Origin of the sequence: Candidatus Pelagibacter sp. Uisw_130 (assembly GCF_047722505.1) — a bacterium.
In the GTDB taxonomy this organism is placed as follows: Bacteria; Pseudomonadota; Alphaproteobacteria; order Pelagibacterales; family Pelagibacteraceae; genus Pelagibacter.
In genome coordinates, this window is the sequence record NZ_CP159814.1 from 1265406 (window position 1) to 1284110 (window position 18705).

Consider the following 18705-nt stretch of genomic DNA (forward strand, 5'->3'; position numbering starts at 1 on the left):
TATTAAATACTAAAAGTTTCTAGGTAAATAACCCCATTTTTGCCAAACATCATACTCTTTCATGAATGCTTGTTGAGAGTTCCAAACTTTTTTAAAGTCAGCATCTTTAGCAGACTGTTCTGCCATAACTTTTGCACTAACTTTTTGAAGTTCTCTCAATACGCTATCAGGCAATCTAGCAGCTGTTACACCTTTAGAAGGGAAGCTTGCAATTTGCTTTCCTTGTAAAAATTCACCAGTTGTTATTGCTCTCATAGCCGCTGCTGTACAAGCCATCTCAAACAATGCTTGGTCAGCTGGACCTATTTTTTTCCATAGGTCTAAATTGACCATGAAGTGAGTAGATGTTGATACTTGGTGCCAACCTGGAAATAGGTTGAACTTAGTAATCTTGTGAAAACCAAGTACTTCATCAATTGCAGGCATTGAATATTCTGTTGCATCTAGAGTTCCTTTTTCTAGAGCAGCAAAAATTTCACCACCAGCCATCAATGTTGCAGATGCTCCTATTTCATTTAAAACCATTCCTCCTAAACCTGAGAAACGAATTTTTAAACCTTTGAGATCATCTAGACTTGTAATTGGATTTCTATACCAACCAGCAGTTTCGGGCCCAATTGTACTACATAACAAAACTTTGATATTTTGTTTATTATAAATATCATTTGCTAATTTTGAACCTTCTCCTTCAAACCACCATGCAGCATATTCCCATGGCTCCATTCCAAACGGTACCGCTGCAAATAAAACAGCTGCTGGAATTCTTCCTTGGTCATAAGCCATATAGTTGTAAGCTGCAGGTAAATCACCTTTACTAATTGAAGGCGAAATTTCTAATGGTGGAAGAATTTTTCCAGGCTCATAAACCTTTAATTTAATTCTACCATCTGTAGCTTTGTCTAAAGTGTCTGCTAAACGAGCAATCGGATCTCCAAGTGCTGGCCAACCAGTGTTGAAAGTAGACTGTACTTTCCATCTGATTTTTTCTGCTGCACTAACTTGCTGAAATGAAAAAGTCATCATTAAAGCAAATACAGCAAAAACACCAATAAAAGAATTTATTAGCGATTTTGATTTATTATTTTTCATATTTCCCTCTCTGTTGTTTTTTAAGTTGTTTGTTCTTAAAGAAAAGTATCTCCAACTCATATTAAGATACTCTCCATGCTTGTCCGTAAAGATCAACCATCTCATTTACAGAAGGCACTCTTGGATTGAGGTTTGGAGCTCCTGAATTTTCTGCATCAGTTGCCATATTTTCTAACTCTTCCTCAAAATTTTTTTGATTTATTCCAAAATTTTTCATTGATGGAACTTCAAAATCTTTATTAATTTTATAAAGTCCTTTAATTAATTTATTACAAGCAACATCATCATTGTCCTGTGGTAAAGCAAATTCTCCAGCTCTACTACAGTCAGCATAACGACTTTTTGCATGTTCAATTGAAAATTCAGTTATTGTTGGTAACAACATTGCATTGCTTAAACCATGTGGAACTTTAAAATTACTTCCGAGTGGTCTACTCATTCCATGAACCAAACATATAGATGCATTAGAAAATGCCAAGCCCCCTAATGTTGCTGCTAACATTAATCCTTCTCTGGCTTTTAAGTCTTTAGGGTTCTTATCAACTGCATAAATATTTTTCATAACAAGTCTTATTGTATCTAGAGCCATTCTATCTGAAAATAATGTAGCTTTTTTACTAACATAAGCTTCTATACCATGTGTTAAAGTATCGATTGCACTATCAATAGTTAACCTTCTAGGTTTTGATAATGTTAAATCATAATCAACTATTGCAACAATTGGAACAAACCCCTCTCCTCTACACGAAATTTTTTCGTTATTATTTGAATCAATAATTACTGCATGATGTGTCACTTCTGATCCTGTTCCAGCTGTAGTTGGTATAGCAATTATTGGTAAACCTTTTTTATCAAACATTGATGGTGGCTTATAGTCTTGAATATTTTTACTAAATTTAGCCATTGCAGCTATTGCTTTTGCCGTATCCATTGGACTTCCTCCACCAAAGCCGATTACCGCATCATTTTTACATTTTTCTAAAAATTTAATACCCTGTAAGACTACAGTGTCAGTTGGGTCAGGAACAGTGTCATCAAATACATCTGACTTTAATCCTGCTTTACTTAGAACCTCCTGCAACATTTTAACATAACCAAATGCTACCATTTGTTTGTCGGTTACAATTAATAATGATTTAATAGATCCTAGAATCTTTATAATCTCAGGTAGTTCGTTTAAACTACCTTTTCCAATTTGCAGATACCTCGGAATACAAACACGTACATTTTCTCTTTTAATCAAACGGTCTCTCTCTCTTTCCATCTAATTGGTTAAGTTGCAATCTAAACCTATGTAATTTTAAGAGTCAATAGTTCAAAATCTTTAAATGATAATATTTTTCTCATTTAAGAAATAAGAGATTGCAAAGAAAAAAAGGTTGGTGTAACTTTCGTATATAATATAAAAGGAGTTTCATGAAAAAAATAAGTCATTTTATAGACGGAAAAATATATAGCGATAGTGAATCTAGAACCGGTCCGATTCTTAACCCAGCAATTGGTGAACAGATAGCAGAAGTTGAGTTAGCAAGTAAAGCTACTGTTGAGATGGCTATTGAAAGTTCTGCTAAGGCTTTTATAAAATGGTCAAAAACTACTCCCATAAACAGATCAAGAATTTTATCAAAATATAAAGATTTATTAGTTAAAAATATGGAAGAAATAGCTGTAATGGTTTCTAAAGAACATGGAAAAACCATTCCTGACGCCAAAGGTTCTATTCAAAGAGGAATTGAAGTTGTTGAATATGCTACTGGTATTACCGATTCTTTAAAAGGAGATCATTCGGCAAACGTTGGTACAAACGTTGACTCATATAATTTACGTCAACCACTTGGTGTTTGTGCTGGTATTACTCCATTTAATTTTCCAGCTATGGTTCCCATGTGGATGTACCCAGTTTCTATAGCATGTGGAAATACTTTTATATTAAAGCCTTCCGAAAAAGACCCAAGCTGTCCAATGAGACTTGCAGAACTAGCAATTGAAGCTGGTATGCCGCCTGGCGTTTTAAATGTTGTAAATGGTGATAAAGAATCTGTTGATACTTTGTTAGAAAGTAAAGATGTTAAAGCAATTAGTTTTGTAGGTTCAACTCCTATTGCAGAATATGTTTATCATACAGGAACAAAAAATAACAAAAGAGTACAAGCGCTTGGTGGTGCCAAAAACCATATGGTTGTTATGCCTGATGCAGATGTTGATAAAACAGCTGATGCCCTTATAGGTTCAGCTTTTGGATCTGCGGGTGAAAGATGTATGGCTATTTCAGTTGCGGTATGTGTGGGTGAAAAAACAGCTGAAAAATTAAAAACTAAACTATTAGAAGAAACTTTAAAATTAAATGTTGGACCATACACAGATGAAAAAAGTGATTTTGGACCACTAAATAATAAAGCTCACTATGAAAAAGTCTTAGGGTATATAGATGCGGGTGAAAAAGAAGGAGCAAAATTACTTGCTGATGGAAGAAATATGAAGCTTCAAGGTTATGAAAATGGTTACTTTGTAGGCCCAACTATCTTTGAAAATGTCAAACCAGATATGAAAATTTACAAAGAAGAAATTTTTGGTCCAGTATTAAGTATGATGACAACAGATACATACGAAGATGCTTTAAAATTAGTTAATGGTCATGAATTAGGAAATGGTGCTGCAGTATTTACAAAAAGTGGAATGATAGCAAAACACTTTACTGAAAATGCACAAATTGGAATGATAGGAGTAAACGTTCCTATCCCAGTACCCGTTGCTTACCATAGCTTTGGGGGTTGGAAACGATCATTATTTGGAGATCATGCAATGCATGGTCCTGAAGGAATAAGATTCTATACTAAATTGAAGACTGCAACTGTAACATGGTCTGAAGACAATAGTGGTCCTGAGTTTACAATTCCTGTCTTATCATAATTTTTAGTTAAAAAAAATTCAAGAATTGTGAACGAAAGAAATAATAGAACTTCGCCTAGGCGAATATTAAATATTTTAGAAGAAATTTTAATAGACCCAGATAACTTTACTGCCAAAAAAATATCTCATAAATTAGATATTCCTTTAGCAACTGTTTATCGACACATAGAGACTTTATGTGATGAAAGGTTTTTGATAGCAAGTAGTTCAAAAAAATATATTCCTGGACCAAAAATTAGAAAAATAATCTTAAAAAGTCTTCCCTATGAACCAAATTTTACTCTTAGGAGATCATATTTAAGAAAGCTTACAACGGATATAAAAGAAACAGTTAGTTTGTCTGTACCAATTGGAACTAAGCTTGTATATTTTGACAGAATTGAGTTCCATTGGCCAATGCAACTAAATCTAGAAGCAGGAGACCATCTACCCTTGCACGCTTCTGCATCAGGAAAGCTCTATCTTTCATCTATTAAAAAAGACGATGCATTAGAAATTTTTAGAAATATTAAAACTCCTGCGTCTGCGAAAAATACAATTACAGAAATTTCTCAATTTAAAAAAGAATTGAATAAAATAAAAAAACAAGGTTATTCATTTGATGATGAGGAATGGTTTAATGGAATGGTAGGCCTATCCTTGCCTATAACAAATGCTAATAATGAACTATGTTTTTGTCTTTCCACTCATACAGCAAAAAGTCGAAAAAATATTGATGGTTTAAAAAAGATTCTACCTTTAATGCTGTCTGCTGCAGCAAATTTAAAAAAGGCTTTATTTAAATATTAGCTGTAACTAACATTTTTTTTAATTCAGCTATGGCTTTTGCTGGATTTAATCCTTTTGGACAAGAATTTGTACAATTCATAATAGTATGACATCTATACAGCTTAAGTTCATCAGCTACTTTTTTTAATCTTTCTTTTCTTTCATCGTCTCTACTATCTACTATCCACCTATAAGCTTGAAGCAAAACTGCAGGACCTAAAAATTTATCCTCATTCCACCAATAGCTTGGACAAGAAGTGGAACAACATGCACACATGATACATTCATATGCACCATCTAATTTTTTTCTATCTTTTTGAGATTGAATAATTTCTGTAGTTTCAACTTTTGTATTCGTTTTTAGCCATGGCTCAATTGATTCGTATTGTTTATACAATCCACTTAAGTCCCCAATTAAATCTTTTTTAACTTTTAAATGAGGTAATGGATAAATATTTATATCTCCTTCAATTTCTGAGTGAGGCTTTGTACATGCTAAACCATTTTTACCATCCATATTCATTGCACAAGATCCACAAACACCATGTGCACAAGATCTCCGATAAGCCAATGATGGGTCAATTTCGTTTTTAATCTTATTTAAAATATCTAATACTTTTGAAGGACAGTTATCCATATCTACTTCATAAGTGTCCTCTCTTGGGTTTTCTCCATTTGAGGGATCCCATCTATAAACATTTATTTTTCTGATATTTTTTGATCCAGTTTTATCTTGATAATAGATACCTTTTTGAACTTCTGAATTTTTAGGTAAATTTATTTGAACCACTAGTAAACTCTTTCTTGTGGTGGAAAGTATTGAACTTCATTTGTTAAAGTCGATTTAGTAACTGGTCTATAGCCAATTTTTGAATCTTTTCCATTACACCAAGCTATAGTGTGTTGCATAAATTTTTCATCATCTCTTTTTGGGAAATCTTCTCTTGCATGTGCACCTCTGCTCTCTTGTCTATTATAAGCAGAATCCACTGTTGTAATTGCTTGTCTTATCAAATTATCAAACTCCAATGTTTCCACTAAATCGGTGTTAAAAACAAGTGACTTATCTTTTACAGAAATTGATTCCATTCCATCGTATGCTTTTCTAATATCATCAACACCCTCTTTAAGTGTTTTTTCTGTTCTAAAAACAGCACACTTTGATTGCATAGTTTTCTGCATTGAAAGTCTAAGTTCTGCAGTATTGTTTTCACCATTAGAGTTTCTTAATTTATCAAATCTTTCTAAGCATTTTTCTGTTTCAGTCTCTCCTATATCCTCGTGTGGAGTTCCTGGTTTTACAAGTTCTGCAGCTCTTCTAGCTGCGGCTCTTCCAAATACAACTAGGTCAATTAAAGAATTAGACCCCAATCTATTCGCTCCATGAACAGAAACGCAGGCAGCCTCACCAATTGCCATTAATCCTGGAACTGTTTCAGAATCGTTTCCTGTTAATACTTCAGCTTTATAGTTTGTTGGGATACCTCCCATATTGTAATGAACAGTGGGCACTACTGGTATTGGCTCTTTAGTTACATCAACATTTGCAAATAATCTTGCTGCTTCCGTTATTCCTGGAAGTCTACTTTCAATAATACTTTTGTCTAAATGACTTAAGTGTAAGTGAACATGATCCTGTTCTTTACCCACACCTCTTCCTTCATTAATCTCAATTGACATTGATCTACTTACTACATCTCTAGATGCTAAGTCTTTAGCTTTTGGTGCATAACGCTCCATAAATCTTTCACCTTTTGAATTAACTAAATAGCCACCTTCTCCTCTAACACCTTCAGAAATTAAAGTTCCATGTCCATAAATTCCTGTCGGGTGAAATTGTACAAATTCCATGTCTTGTAATGGTAAACCTGCTCTTAAAACCATTGCATTTCCATCTCCAGTACAAGTGTGTGCTGAAGTTGCAGAATAATAAGCTTTTCCATAACCTCCTGTTGCAATTATTGTACTATGAGCTCTAAATCTATGAATTGTTCCATCATTTAAATTCCAAGCAATAAGACCTTTACATTCACCATCTTTCATTAATAAATCTAGAGCAAAGTATTCAATAAAAAATTCAGTGTTGTGTTTTAAAGCTTGTCCATAAAGGGTGTGAAGTATTGCGTGTCCAGTTCTATCTGCGGCTGCGCATGTTCTTTGAACAATTCCATTACCATAATTTTTTGTCATTCCACCAAAGGGTCTTTGGTAAATTTTACCATCATCAGTTCTACTAAATGGAACTCCATATTTTTCTAATTCTATAACAGCTGCTGGAGCTTCTTTACAAAGATACTCGATACTATCTTGGTCACCTAACCAGTCAGCACCTTTGACAGTATCATACATATGCCAACGCCAATCATCTTCGCCCATATTCCCTAAGGATGCAGAAATTCCTCCTTGAGCAGCAGAGGTATGACTTCTTGTTGGAAACACTTTTGAAATACAGGCTGTCTTTAAACCAGCTTCACTTAAACCAACAGCAGCTCTTAAACCTGAGCCTCCTGCGCCAAGTACGATAACATCGTATTCATGATCTATAATTTTATATGAACTCATGTATTTAAATTAAATATTATTATAATTGTAATTAAGGGGATTATTATAGCAAATATATTCAAAATTTTGTTTGCGACATTTTTGATTTTTTCATCCTGTATATAGTCTTCAAATACCTCACTAATACTTAAAGCTGAAAAAAAATAGGCAAAAACTAACAACAAAGAAACTAAAATTTTAGATGGCTGATTTGAAAAAAAATTAACAATATCGACATAATCTTTATTGAAAACTGAAACTAAATTTAAAATAAACCATGTCATTAATGGTATCAACACCACAGAGCTTACTCTCATTAATAGCCATTTTTTAGTCACGTTATTCATACTAAATAAATTGCCTTCCAATTAAATAAATTAAAATTGTTAAAAAAAATGAGCCAATGATCACGATTAATCCTGTTATCTTTGTTACTTTTAATTCAAACCCATATCCTAGGTCCATAATTAAATGTCTTATTTCACTTAATATCTGGAAACTAAATGACCATGTTAAACCTAAAATTATGAATTTTCCTAAAATAGAATTTAAAAATACCTTGGTAAACTCATAACTATTTTCACCTAGTAGTAAGGATGCAATCCAAAAACAAATTATTGTTATGGCAGCTATATTTATTATTCCTGTAATTCTATGTGAAATAGATACTAATGAAGATATGTGCCATCTGTAGATCTGAATATGTGGTGATAAAGGATTATTATTTTCCATTAAGATTATTTTTAATTAAAGTTTCTGCAATTTCAACAGCATTCAATGCCGCTCCTCTAAGTAAATTATCAGAAACAATCCATAGGTTTAATGAATTCTTGTTAGTTTTATCTTCTCTTATTCTTGAGATATAAGTTTCATCTCTACCTTCTGCTTCAATTGGAGTACTATATCCTCCATCTTCTCTTTTATCGTAAACTTTACAGCCCTTTGCTTTACTAAGAGTGTCTCTAACTTTTTCTAAAGAAAATGATTTTTCAAATTGAATATTTACTGACTCCGCATGAGAAACCATAACTGGAATTCTTACACATGTTGCTGTTAATTCTATTTTGTCACCAAGAATTTTTTTAGTTTCGTTGGTCATTTTTAATTCTTCTTTAGTATAGCCATCATCTGCAAAAACATCGATTTGAGGAATGGCATTAAAAGCTATTTGTTTAGTAAAATTTCTAGATTTAATTTCTTTATTTTCTAGAGATGATTTAGTTTGCTCTATTAGTTCATTCATAGGGTCTTTGCCACCACCTGAAACAGACTGATATGTCGAAACAACTATTCGTACAATATTGAATAAGTCATGTAACGGTTTAAGAGCAATTACTAACTGAGCTGTTGAGCAATTAGGGTTAGCAATTATATTTTTTTTCATACTCTTAATTGCTTCTGGATTTACTTGTGGAACAATTAATGGCACATCAGGATCCATTCTAAAAAAACTAGAATTATCTATAACTATTGAATACTTTGCTGCTTTTAAAGCATGTTGTTCTGAAATTTTTCCACCTGCTGCAAAGAAAGTAATTTGAATTTTTGAAAAATCAAATGTTTCAAGGTTAAAGATCTCATGTTCTTTGCCACTAAAATTTATTTTTTGACCAGCACTTCTTGGTGAAGCAACTAAAAATAGCTCCTTTATAGGAAGTTTTTTTCTCTCTAGAACTTGGAGAATTTTTCTTCCAACATTACCTGTGGCTCCTACAATTGCTATATTCATGATGTTATTAGGCTTTTATACTAGATGAAGGGTAAATCGCAAACTTTTCCACCAAAAGTGTAATCATTTATTTGAATTTTAACGGTTTGAGATACTTCCCAGTGAGACTTCTGGATCATTGCTATTCCAATTACCATTTGAAAATGAGGTGAGTAACAAGCCGATCTTAATTCACCAATTATATTATTTTTCTCATCATATAAATTTTTTGATCCTGTGAGACTAATTTCTTTTATATCAATTTTAATACCCATTAACTTCTTTTGGGCTCCTTTTGATTTAACTTCTTTTAATTTATCTTTTCCTAAAAAATTTATATCACTATCCAAACTAACATATTGATCAAAACCACATTCAAATGGATTATCATTGTTATCAAAATCATTTCCATAAGATAATAATGCACTCTCAATTCTCTCTATTAAGTTTGGACACCCAGGTCCTACATTAAATTCTTTTCCAACTTCAAAAAGAAAGTCATATAATTTTTGTCCTGACTCTGTATTTTGAACATAAACTTCATATCCACCTTGCTTAGACCATCCTGACCTTGCTATAAGATGCTTTGTCCCTTCAAAATCGAAATAATCAAATCCAAAGAATTTTAGTTCAGTAATTTTTTTTCCAAAAACTTTTTCCATTAATGCAAATGATTTCGGACCCTGTATTGCCATTATATCCACCACTGGTTCTACAATTTTAACATCAAATTTATGTCCAGACGCTAAACCTTTGGCAAAAAAAATTACATCCGAGTCTGCTATTGATAGCCACCATCTATTTTCATCCAGCTTTAGAACAACTGGATCATTAACTAAATTTCCATTTTCATCTATTATTGGACAATAATAACATCTCCCAATTTTAGATTTTGATAAATCTCTACATGTCATCAATTGCACTAACTCCGCAGAGTCTTTTCCCGCTATTTCTACTTGTCTTTCTGCAGCAACATCCCATACTTGAACATGCTCTTTTAAATGTTTGTAGCTATTTTCTATTGATCCAAATGCAGCAGGTAACAGCATATGATTATAAATTGTGTATGCTGTAACCCCTTGTTTCTCTATTCTTGCAGTATAAGGAGTACTTCTTAATCTTCTAGATTTTGCTATTGAAAAGTTTTTCATTATTTTAAAAATTCAGAGATCTTTTCTCTCATTTCAAAAGCTTTTTCAAACATAATCATATGTCCACATTCTTTTATTATATGGGTTTTTGAATTAGGAATAAGTTCTGCAAATTTCTTACCTTTTTCAAGGTTAATCATCTTATCTAGCTCACCAAAAATAAATAATGTAGGACACTTGATTGATTTTAAAGCCTCAGATCCGTTTTTATAATTATTACAAGCTACAAGATCAATGGCTAAAACCCCCCTAATATCTCTTGGAGAATTAATAATTTTTTCTACAGGATTACCTCCAATAAACTTTTTAGAGTTTTCATAGCTCCATTTCATCATTAATTTAACTGCTTTATCATCTCCACTCTCAGCAAGATCTATTAAATCTTGATTAACGGGCATTCTATAAGAGCCACCAACAAATATTAAATTTTTAACTCTTTTTGAATATCTTGAATAATATTCTAATGCTTCCAAACACCCTTGAGAATGACCTACTATTGTTAAATCAGAAACATTAAGTTCTTTAAAAACTTTTTCTAACCAATCTGAAATTTCTTCTATTGATTTTAAACAATCACCCTCAGAATTTCCATGACCAGGTAAATCAATTGATAAAACATTATAATTTTGATTTGATAAATACTGCTCTGTTAAAGACCAAACAATATGTGAAAGACCACTTCCGTGAAGTAAAACTATTGTGGCTTTTTTTTTATCAATACCTTGACCTGAATCTGATGCAAAGACATTCTTACTGTCAACCTGAAAGATCAACTTAATTCCTTAACTTTTTTTCTTAGTTCAAATTTTTGGATTTTTCCTGTTGAAGTTTTTGGTAAATCACAAAAAATAACGCTTTTAGGAATTTTGAATCCCGCCAATGTTTCTCTACAAAAATCTATTATTTCTTTTTCAGTTGCTGGCTTATCTTTAATTAATTCAACAAAAGCACAAGGTGTTTCTCCCCATTTTTCATCTGGCTTAGAAACTACAGCTGCTAAAGAAACTGAAGGGTGTTTTGCAATTGCATTTTCAATTTCTATTGAAGAAATATTTTCTCCTCCAGAAATAATAATATCTTTAGATCTATCTTGAATTTTTATATATCCATCAGGATGGGTCACAGCTAAATCTCCTGAATGAAACCATCCACCTGCCATTGACCTATCTGTTGCTTCTTTATCTTTGTAGTAACCTTTCATTACGATATTTCCTCTAATCATAATTTCACCCATAGTCTTTCCATCTTTGGGCACTGGCTTCATTGTTTCTGGATCCATTACAATAGCACCCTCTGTGTTTGGGTATCTTACACCTTGCCTTGCTTTGATTTCATTCTTTTTATCTTTTTCTAAAGAATTCCAATCTTCATTCCATGCACATTGTAACATATGACCATAAGTTTCGGTTAATCCATAAACATGCATCACTTCAAAGCCAAGGTTTTCCATTTTTTCAAAGATGATGCTTGGTGGTGGTGCACCTGCAGTCAAAACATTTACTTTTCTTTTTAAAGCTTTTTGATCTTTTTTTGGAGCATTAACAATCATATTTAATACTATTGGGGCTCCACCGAAATGAGTTACTTCATATTTATCGATTAATTCAAACATCTTTTTTACATCGATATTTCTTAAACAAATTACTCTTGCATGTAACATTGCTAGTGTCCAAGGATAGCACCAACCATTACAATGAAACATTGGCACTACACATAAAAAATTTAGTTTGTTAGGCATATTCCAAGCTGTGGCACTGCCTGTTGACATTAAATATGAGCCTCTGTGATGATAAACTACTCCTTTTGGGCTTCCAGTAGTTCCAGACGTGTAACTTAATGAAATCGCTTCCCATTCATCTTTTGGTTTTTTCCATTCGTAATTTTCATCACCTGTATTTAAAAAACTTTCATATTCAAGTTCTCCTATTTTCTTAAAAGAACTTGTATCTATGTCTTGGTCGTCAATATCAATAATTGTAATTTTATTTTTAACATTCTTTAAAGCCTTCTCAATTACATCATGAAATTGTCTATCTACAATTAAAACCTTTGCATCACTATGCTGTAAAATATAACTTACTGTATTAGGATCTAGTCTTGTATTTATTGCATTAATTACTGCTCCTACCATTGGTATTGAATAATGGGCTTCAAAAATTTCTGGTGTATTGAAAGCCATTATAGAAACTGTATCTCCAGTTTTTACACCCAATTTATCTAGTGCGCTAGCAAACTTAACACATCTTTTATAAACCTCTCCCCAGGTATACGACCTACTTTCATAAATTAAGGCTTCATAATTTGGATATATATCTTTAGTTCTTTCTAAAAACGTTAAAGGAGAAAGAGGAACATAATTAGCTTCATTTTTATCTAAATTTATATTGTAATGACTCATATTAACTGAATTTAAAATTCATTATATAATCACTTCCTGATGTAGCAGTTTTAAAATGACTTTCGGCTCTTGGTAAAACTCTTTTAAAATAAAAATTTGCAGTTTGTATTTTATCTTCATAAAAGTCTTTGTTTTGTTCATAATCTTTAAAGCTTACTTCTAAAACTTTTATCCACGCATGTGCTATAGACACGAACCCCAATGCTTTTAAATAGTCATTGCATGCTGCACTTGCATCATCTTTTGAGTTTTGAACTTTTTCTTTAATCCAATCAGTAAAGGTAGATAAGATCTCTAGATGTATTTTTAGTTCTTTTATGAAAGGTTTTAATTTTTCATTTTCAATACTACAATCATTCTTAATCAACTCTAAATACTTATTAATTATATCACCATTTTTATTTACCAACTTTCTAAAAACTAAATCTGCTGCTTGAATTGAATTTGTTCCTTCATAAATAGGGGTGATTCTATTATCTCTATATAGTTGTTCTATTCCTTGGTCTTTTGTATACCCATAACCACCATGAACCTGCATAGCCTCACTAGTTATTTCCATTCCCATATCACTAAACATCGTTTTAATCACAGGTGTCATTAACGACACAAGATCTGATGCTTCCTGCTTTATTTTTTCATCTGGGTGATAAAGGCTAACTTCCGTTTGTTGAGACAGCCAAAAACATAAGGCTCTTTCACCTTCAATAATAGATTTCATATTAAGCAAAGATTTTCTAATATCAGCATGCTCAATAATAAAATCTGCTCCATTAGTTGATTTTGTATTATTTGTTTTTCCTTGTTTCCTTTCTTTCGCGTAACTTAAAGAATTTTGATAGGCTATTTCAGAAATTCCTAAGCCCTGAATTCCTACAACAATTCTCTCTAAATTCATCATGGTAAACATTGCATTTAATCCTTTATTCTTTAATCCAATCATATAACCAGTTGCATCATCAAAGTTTAATACACATGTAGCAGAACCTTTAATTCCCATTTTGCTTTCTATAGAACCTGTGGAAACTCCATTTCTTGCCCCAATAGATCCATCTTCATTCACTGCAAACTTGGGGACTAAGAATAAACTTATTCCTTTTGTTCCCGCTGGGGAGTCAGCTACTCTTGCAATAACTAAATGGATAATATTCTCCGTTAAGTCTTGATCACCTGAAGTAATAAAAATTTTCTGTCCACTTAATTTAAAAGATCCGTCAGATTGCTCAATAGCTTTAGTTTTTAAAAGTCCTAAATCAGTTCCACAAACTGGTTCGGTAAGACACATCGTACCACTCCATTTTCCTTCAACCATTTTTGGAAGGTATTTTTCTTTTATTTTATCTGTAGCATGATGAGAAATACAATTATATGCACCAATACTTAACTCACTATAAAGTTTAAATGATAAACTTGCAGATGATAACATTTCATCAAAAAAAGCACTTACAGTTTTTGGCATTCCTTGCCCTCCATATTTTGGATCACAAGAAAGTGAAGTCCAGCCATCTTCTATATATTTAGAATAAGCTTCTTTATAGCCAGGCGGTGTTCTAACCACACCATTCTCTAGAACTGTTGGGTTTTCATCACCTGATTTTGCTAATGGTAATATTAAGTTTTGATTAATCTTAGCTGCTTCTTCTAAAATATCTTTTACTAATTCTGAATTAACTTCTTTGTATTTTTCAAGATCATTATAATTTTTATTATTTCTTAATTTATCAAAAAGAAACATCATGTCTTCTACTGGTGCAGTATAATTTGGCATTTCAGAACTTTAGAATAATTATTTAATTATTGCAATTTTGAAATTATCGCATCACCCATAGCTGATGTTGATACTTCTTTTTTTCCCTCAGAAATAATGTCTTTTGTTCTAAGACCATCATTTAAGACATCTTGCACAGCTTTTTCTAAAGCATCAGCTTCACTATCTAAATCTAATGAATATCTTAATGCCATTGCAAAACTTAAAATTGATGCAATTGGGTTTGCAATTTCTTTGCCAGCTATATCTGGTGCAGATCCATGAATTGGCTCATACATTGCTCTCATTTCCCCATCTTTATTCTTTGCTCCAAGCGAAGCGGATGGTAGTAGACCTAAAGACCCAGTTAACATTGAGGCTTGATCTGAAAGCATATCTCCAAATAAATTATCAGTAACAATTACATCAAATTGCTTTGGGTTTTTTAATAATTGCATTGCACAATTGTCAGCAAGCATATGACTTAACTCTACATCTTTATATTCTTTGTCGTGTAGCTCTTGGACTTCTTCTTTCCAAAGTTGTCCAGCTTCCATTACATTCGACTTTTCACAAGAGGTAACCTTATTTGATCTCTTTCTTGCTAGATCAAAAGCTACTTTTGCTACTCTAACTATTTCACTAGTTGTATATGAATGGGTATTAATCCCTTTTCTTTCACCATTTTCTATTGGTTTAATTCCTCTTGGCTCACCAAAATAAATTCCACCTGTTAATTCTCTAACTATCATAATGTCTAATCCAGATACAATTTCTGGTTTTAGGGTTGAGGCATCAACTAATTGCTCAAAACAAATTGCAGGTCTTAAATTTGCAAATAGTTTTAATTCTTTTCTTAATTTCAATAAGGCTCTTTCTGGTTTTTTTGAAAAATCTAAGTTATCCCATTTTGGTCCACCAACTGCACCCAACATAACAAATTCGCTTTCTAAAGCTTTATAAAAAACTTCATCCGTAATTGGTGTTCCGTGTTTATCGTAAGAACAGCCTCCAGCTAAATCTTGATCAATTTCAAAATCTAGAGATTTATTTGAATTCAACCATAAAATAATTTTTTTAACTTCTTGAATAACCTCAGGTCCAATACCATCCCCAGGTAGAAGTAAAATTTTTCTTTTTTTAATTTTTATCATTAAATATCCATGGTTTACTATTTTTTAAGTTTTCTTCAAAAGTTGTGATTTTTTCTTTTTTGGCTAATGACAGCGAGATATCATCAAGTCCTTCTAATAAACATTTTTTTTTAAAAGGGTCAATATCAAACTTAATTTCATTATTTCCAAAAATAATTTTTTCTTTTTTTAGGTCTATTGAAATTTCTTCTTTTCTTTTTGAATATTCTGATAATTCTTTTATTTTTTCCTCTGGTAAAATAATTGGCAAAATTCCATTTTTAAAACAATTACTGTAAAAAATATCAGCATAACTAGAACTTATTACACACGTAATTCCAAAATCTAGAAGTGCCCAAGGTGCGTGTTCTCTCGATGAACCACAGCCAAAATTTTTTCCTGCAATTAATATTTTTGATTGATTGTGAGGTTCTTGATTTAAAATAAAATCTTTTATTTCATTTCCATTATCATCATACCTCATTTCAAAAAATAAGTTTTTTCCTAACCCTGTTCTTTTAATTGTTTTAAGAAATTGTTTTGGAATAATCATATCTGTATCAATATTTACTATTGGTAAATATACTGGGATACTTGTAAGTGAGTTGAATTTTTGCATTTTAGTTTTGATACTTTCTAACGTCATCTAAGTTTCCAGAAATTGCAGCTGCTGCTGCCATTCCAGGACTGACTAAATGTGTTCTTCCACCTCTACCCTGTCTTCCTTCAAAATTTCTGTTTGAAGTTGAGGCACATCTTTCTCCTTGTTTTAATTTATCTGCATTCATTGCAAGACACATCGAGCAACCGGGCTCTCTCCATTCAAAACCTGAGGCTATAAATATTTTATCTAGGCCTTCCTGTTCTGCCTGCTCTTTAACTAAGCCTGAGCCTGGAACAACCATTGCATGAACATGGGATGCTTTCTTCTTATCTTTTAATATTTTAGCAGCTTCTCTTAAATCTTCAATTCTACCATTCGTACAGCTTCCTATAAAAACCTTATCAATCTTAATATCTGTAGCTAGTGTATCTGCCTCTAAACCCATGTAATTTAATGACCTTTCTAAAGAGTTCCTTTTGTCTTCATCTTGTTCATTTTTAGGATTTGGAACTTTACCATCTATAGTGATTACATCTTGTGGAGAAGTTCCCCAGGTAATCATAGGTAAAATGTCTTCTGCTACTAAATCTATTTCTTTATCAAATTTAGCTCCATCATCAGTTTTTAAACTTTCCCAATATTTCATAGCCTTATCCCAATTTTCATTTTTTGGAGACATCGGTTTACCTTTTAAATATTCAAATATTTTTTCATCTGGAGCAATTAATCCTGCTCTTGCTCCTCCCTCAATAGTCATATTGCAGATTGTCATTCGTTGCTCTACGCTTAATGACGAAATCAGGCTTCCAGCATATTCAATAACTGACCCTGTTCCTCCTGCAGTTCCAATGTTTCCTATAATTTGTAAGATTACATCTTTAGAGGTAACACCAATTGGAAGTTTTCCATTAACATTAATTCTAAAATTCTTTGCTTTTTTTTGAACCAATGTTTGTGTTGCTAGGACATGTTCTACTTCGGAAGTACCAATTCCAAATGCCAAAGCACCAAATGCACCATGTGTTGCTGTGTGACTGTCTCCACAAACAATTACTGTTCCAGGTTGTGTAAAACCTTGTTCTGGACCAATGATATGAACAATTCCTTGTCTCTTATCATTCATTCCTAAATACTGAACTCCAAATTCTTTACAATTACTTTCTAAGGTATCTACTTGAATTTTAGATTCTACATCTGCTATTCCTTTAGATCTATCGGTAGTTGGAACATTATGATCCGCAACTGCTAGCGTTAAACCAGGTTGTCTAACTTTTCTATTAGAGTTTCTTAATCCTTCAAAAGCTTGTGGACTTGTAACTTCATGTACTAAATGTCGATCAACGAATAATAATGCTGTGCCATCATCTTGCTGATCTACTAGGTGATCGTTCCAAATTTTATCGTAAAGAGTTAAAGGCATTGAAAAAAAAATTATTTTTTTTCTTCTAATTTTTCTGTTTTAGGTTCTACTTGAACTTCTGGTTGTTTTTCAGGTTTTGCTTGAACTTCTACTTTTTTTTCTGCTTCTACTGCTACTGGTGCTAAAGTTTCTTCAGTTACCGTTTCTGGTTTAACATCAACTTCTATACCAATTTTTTTTCTTATCCTTTCGGCAATTCTAGCTGATTTACCAGTTCTATCTCTTAAGTAATATAATTTTGCTCTTCTAACTTTTCCATGTCTTATAACGGTAATTGAATCAATTACTGTTCCATATAGTGGGAATGTTCTCTCAACACCTTCACCAAATGATATTTTTCTAACTGTAAAAGAAGAGTTTAGATCTCTATTTTTTCTAGCAATACACACACCTTCAAAATATTGAATTCTATCTTTTTTACCTTCTGTAATTCTAACACCAACTTTTACTATATCTCCTGGAAAAAAATCTGGAATTTTCTTCTCAGCTAGTATTTTTTTAACGTTATGTTGGTTTATTTCTTCAATTGTTTTCATAGTAGTATTTATTAGGTTAGTTTTTCTTATATTTTACCCACAAATCTGGTCTTCGGAGGCGTGTTATAGCCTCTGATTGTGATAAACGCCAGTCTTTAATTTTGTTGTGATCTCCTGATAATAACACTTCTGGAACACTTTTTTTCTCCCAAATTTGAGGTTTTGTGTATTGGGGGTACTCCAAAAGCCCGTTCTCAAAACTCTCATCAGTCTTTGAATGTTCATTTCCCAAGACACCTGGAAGCAACCTAAGAACACTATCCAACACAACAAATGCTGCAGTTTCACCTCCAGATAAAATAAAATCTCCTATGCTAAGTTCTTCTATATTCCTTGTAGATAATAATCTTTCATCAACACCTTCAAAATGACCACAAATTAAACTAATGGATTTTTCTTTAGACAGTTCTAATGCCAATTTCTGATCAAGCTTTTTTCCTTTTGGTGATAAATAAAAAATTCTTTCACCTTCTTTCTTATTTTCATCAAGAGATTTTGCTAAGATGTCAGCTTTCAATAACATTCCAGATCCACCTCCAAAAGGAGTATCATCTACTGTTTTGTGTTTATCCTCAGCGACCTCTCTAATATTTACAACTTTTAAATCCCAAATTTTATTTGTTAAAGCTTTTCCATATAGCCCTTTATTTAAAGGGCCAGGAAAAAAATCAGGATAGAGTGTGAATATCTGAGCTTGCCACAT

The 18705-nt window shown here is 32.3% G+C and carries 18 protein-coding genes; 2 read left to right on the forward strand and 16 right to left on the reverse strand.

Features of this window, described 5'->3' with window-relative positions:
* Positions 1-9: 9 nt before the first annotated feature.
* Both ABXT55_RS06840 and ABXT55_RS06845 read right to left on the reverse strand, forming a co-directional pair.
* Entirely contained in the window at positions 10-1089 is a 1080-nt protein-coding gene (locus tag ABXT55_RS06840) for a TRAP transporter substrate-binding protein (protein ID WP_415284566.1), read from the reverse strand.
* 61 nt (positions 1090-1150) lie between these two features.
* Complete coding sequence (locus tag ABXT55_RS06845; RefSeq protein ID WP_415284567.1) at positions 1151-2353, reverse strand: iron-containing alcohol dehydrogenase; 1203 nt, start codon at positions 2351-2353, stop codon at positions 1151-1153.
* Positions 2354-2505: 152 nt separating this feature from the next.
* Between ABXT55_RS06845 and ABXT55_RS06850 the strand changes: the two genes are divergently transcribed.
* Both ABXT55_RS06850 and ABXT55_RS06855 read left to right on the forward strand, forming a co-directional pair.
* Complete coding sequence (locus ABXT55_RS06850; protein WP_415271725.1) at positions 2506-3999, forward strand: CoA-acylating methylmalonate-semialdehyde dehydrogenase; 1494 nt, start codon at positions 2506-2508, stop codon at positions 3997-3999.
* A gap of 27 nt (positions 4000-4026) precedes the next feature.
* On the forward strand, positions 4027-4788 hold the full coding sequence (locus tag ABXT55_RS06855; RefSeq protein ID WP_415271726.1) for an IclR family transcriptional regulator: 762 nt from the start codon (positions 4027-4029) through the stop codon (positions 4786-4788).
* Here the strand turns inward: ABXT55_RS06855 and ABXT55_RS06860 are convergent.
* From ABXT55_RS06860 to trmD, 14 genes are read right to left on the reverse strand one after another with little or no spacing between them, the layout of a single operon-like run.
* On the reverse strand, positions 4778-5557 hold the full coding sequence (locus ABXT55_RS06860; RefSeq protein WP_415284568.1) for a succinate dehydrogenase iron-sulfur subunit: 780 nt from the start codon (positions 5555-5557) through the stop codon (positions 4778-4780). The two genes, ABXT55_RS06855 and ABXT55_RS06860, sit on opposite strands and share 11 nt — an antisense overlap.
* Positions 5557-7329: a succinate dehydrogenase flavoprotein subunit gene (gene sdhA, locus ABXT55_RS06865; RefSeq protein ID WP_415271728.1), complete on the reverse strand. Its 1773-nt coding sequence runs from the start codon at positions 7327-7329 to the stop codon at positions 5557-5559. Before sdhA ends, ABXT55_RS06860 begins: the two co-directional genes overlap by 1 nt.
* On the reverse strand, positions 7326-7655 hold the full coding sequence (gene sdhD / locus ABXT55_RS06870; protein ID WP_415271729.1) for a succinate dehydrogenase, hydrophobic membrane anchor protein: 330 nt from the start codon (positions 7653-7655) through the stop codon (positions 7326-7328). The genes sdhA and sdhD overlap by 4 nt, the downstream gene beginning before the upstream one ends.
* 1 nt (position 7656) lies before the next feature.
* Entirely contained in the window at positions 7657-8040 is a 384-nt protein-coding gene (gene sdhC, locus ABXT55_RS06875) for a succinate dehydrogenase, cytochrome b556 subunit (protein ID WP_415271730.1), read from the reverse strand.
* Positions 8030-9037, reverse strand: coding sequence for an aspartate-semialdehyde dehydrogenase (locus ABXT55_RS06880; protein ID WP_415284569.1), 1008 nt, complete (start codon positions 9035-9037; stop codon positions 8030-8032). Before ABXT55_RS06880 ends, sdhC begins: the two co-directional genes overlap by 11 nt.
* A 20-nt stretch (positions 9038-9057) precedes the next feature.
* Positions 9058-10167, reverse strand: coding sequence for a dimethylsulfoniopropionate demethylase (locus ABXT55_RS06885; protein ID WP_415284570.1), 1110 nt, complete (start codon positions 10165-10167; stop codon positions 9058-9060).
* Positions 10167-10940 carry an alpha/beta fold hydrolase gene (locus ABXT55_RS06890; protein WP_415284571.1) on the reverse strand — a complete coding sequence of 258 codons (774 nt, stop codon included), beginning with the start codon at positions 10938-10940 and terminating at the stop codon, positions 10167-10169. Before ABXT55_RS06890 ends, ABXT55_RS06885 begins: the two co-directional genes overlap by 1 nt.
* Positions 10937-12565, reverse strand: coding sequence for a long-chain-fatty-acid--CoA ligase (locus tag ABXT55_RS06895; RefSeq protein WP_415284572.1), 1629 nt, complete (start codon positions 12563-12565; stop codon positions 10937-10939). Before ABXT55_RS06895 ends, ABXT55_RS06890 begins: the two co-directional genes overlap by 4 nt.
* Before the next feature lies 1 nt (position 12566).
* Entirely contained in the window at positions 12567-14330 is a 1764-nt protein-coding gene (locus tag ABXT55_RS06900) for an acyl-CoA dehydrogenase family protein (RefSeq protein ID WP_415284573.1), read from the reverse strand.
* 26 nt (positions 14331-14356) lie between these two features.
* Positions 14357-15463: a 3-isopropylmalate dehydrogenase gene (gene leuB / locus ABXT55_RS06905; protein WP_415284574.1), complete on the reverse strand. Its 1107-nt coding sequence runs from the start codon at positions 15461-15463 to the stop codon at positions 14357-14359.
* On the reverse strand, positions 15450-16061 hold the full coding sequence (leuD, locus tag ABXT55_RS06910) for a 3-isopropylmalate dehydratase small subunit (protein ID WP_415285459.1): 612 nt from the start codon (positions 16059-16061) through the stop codon (positions 15450-15452). The genes leuB and leuD overlap by 14 nt, the downstream gene beginning before the upstream one ends.
* 1 nt (position 16062) lies before the next feature.
* On the reverse strand, positions 16063-17466 hold the full coding sequence (leuC, locus tag ABXT55_RS06915) for a 3-isopropylmalate dehydratase large subunit (RefSeq protein ID WP_415284575.1): 1404 nt from the start codon (positions 17464-17466) through the stop codon (positions 16063-16065).
* Between the two features lie 11 nt (positions 17467-17477).
* Entirely contained in the window at positions 17478-18002 is a 525-nt protein-coding gene (gene rplS, locus ABXT55_RS06920; protein WP_415284576.1) for a 50S ribosomal protein L19, read from the reverse strand.
* 16 nt (positions 18003-18018) lie between these two features.
* Positions 18019-18705: a tRNA (guanosine(37)-N1)-methyltransferase TrmD gene (trmD, locus tag ABXT55_RS06925; protein ID WP_415284577.1), complete on the reverse strand. Its 687-nt coding sequence runs from the start codon at positions 18703-18705 to the stop codon at positions 18019-18021.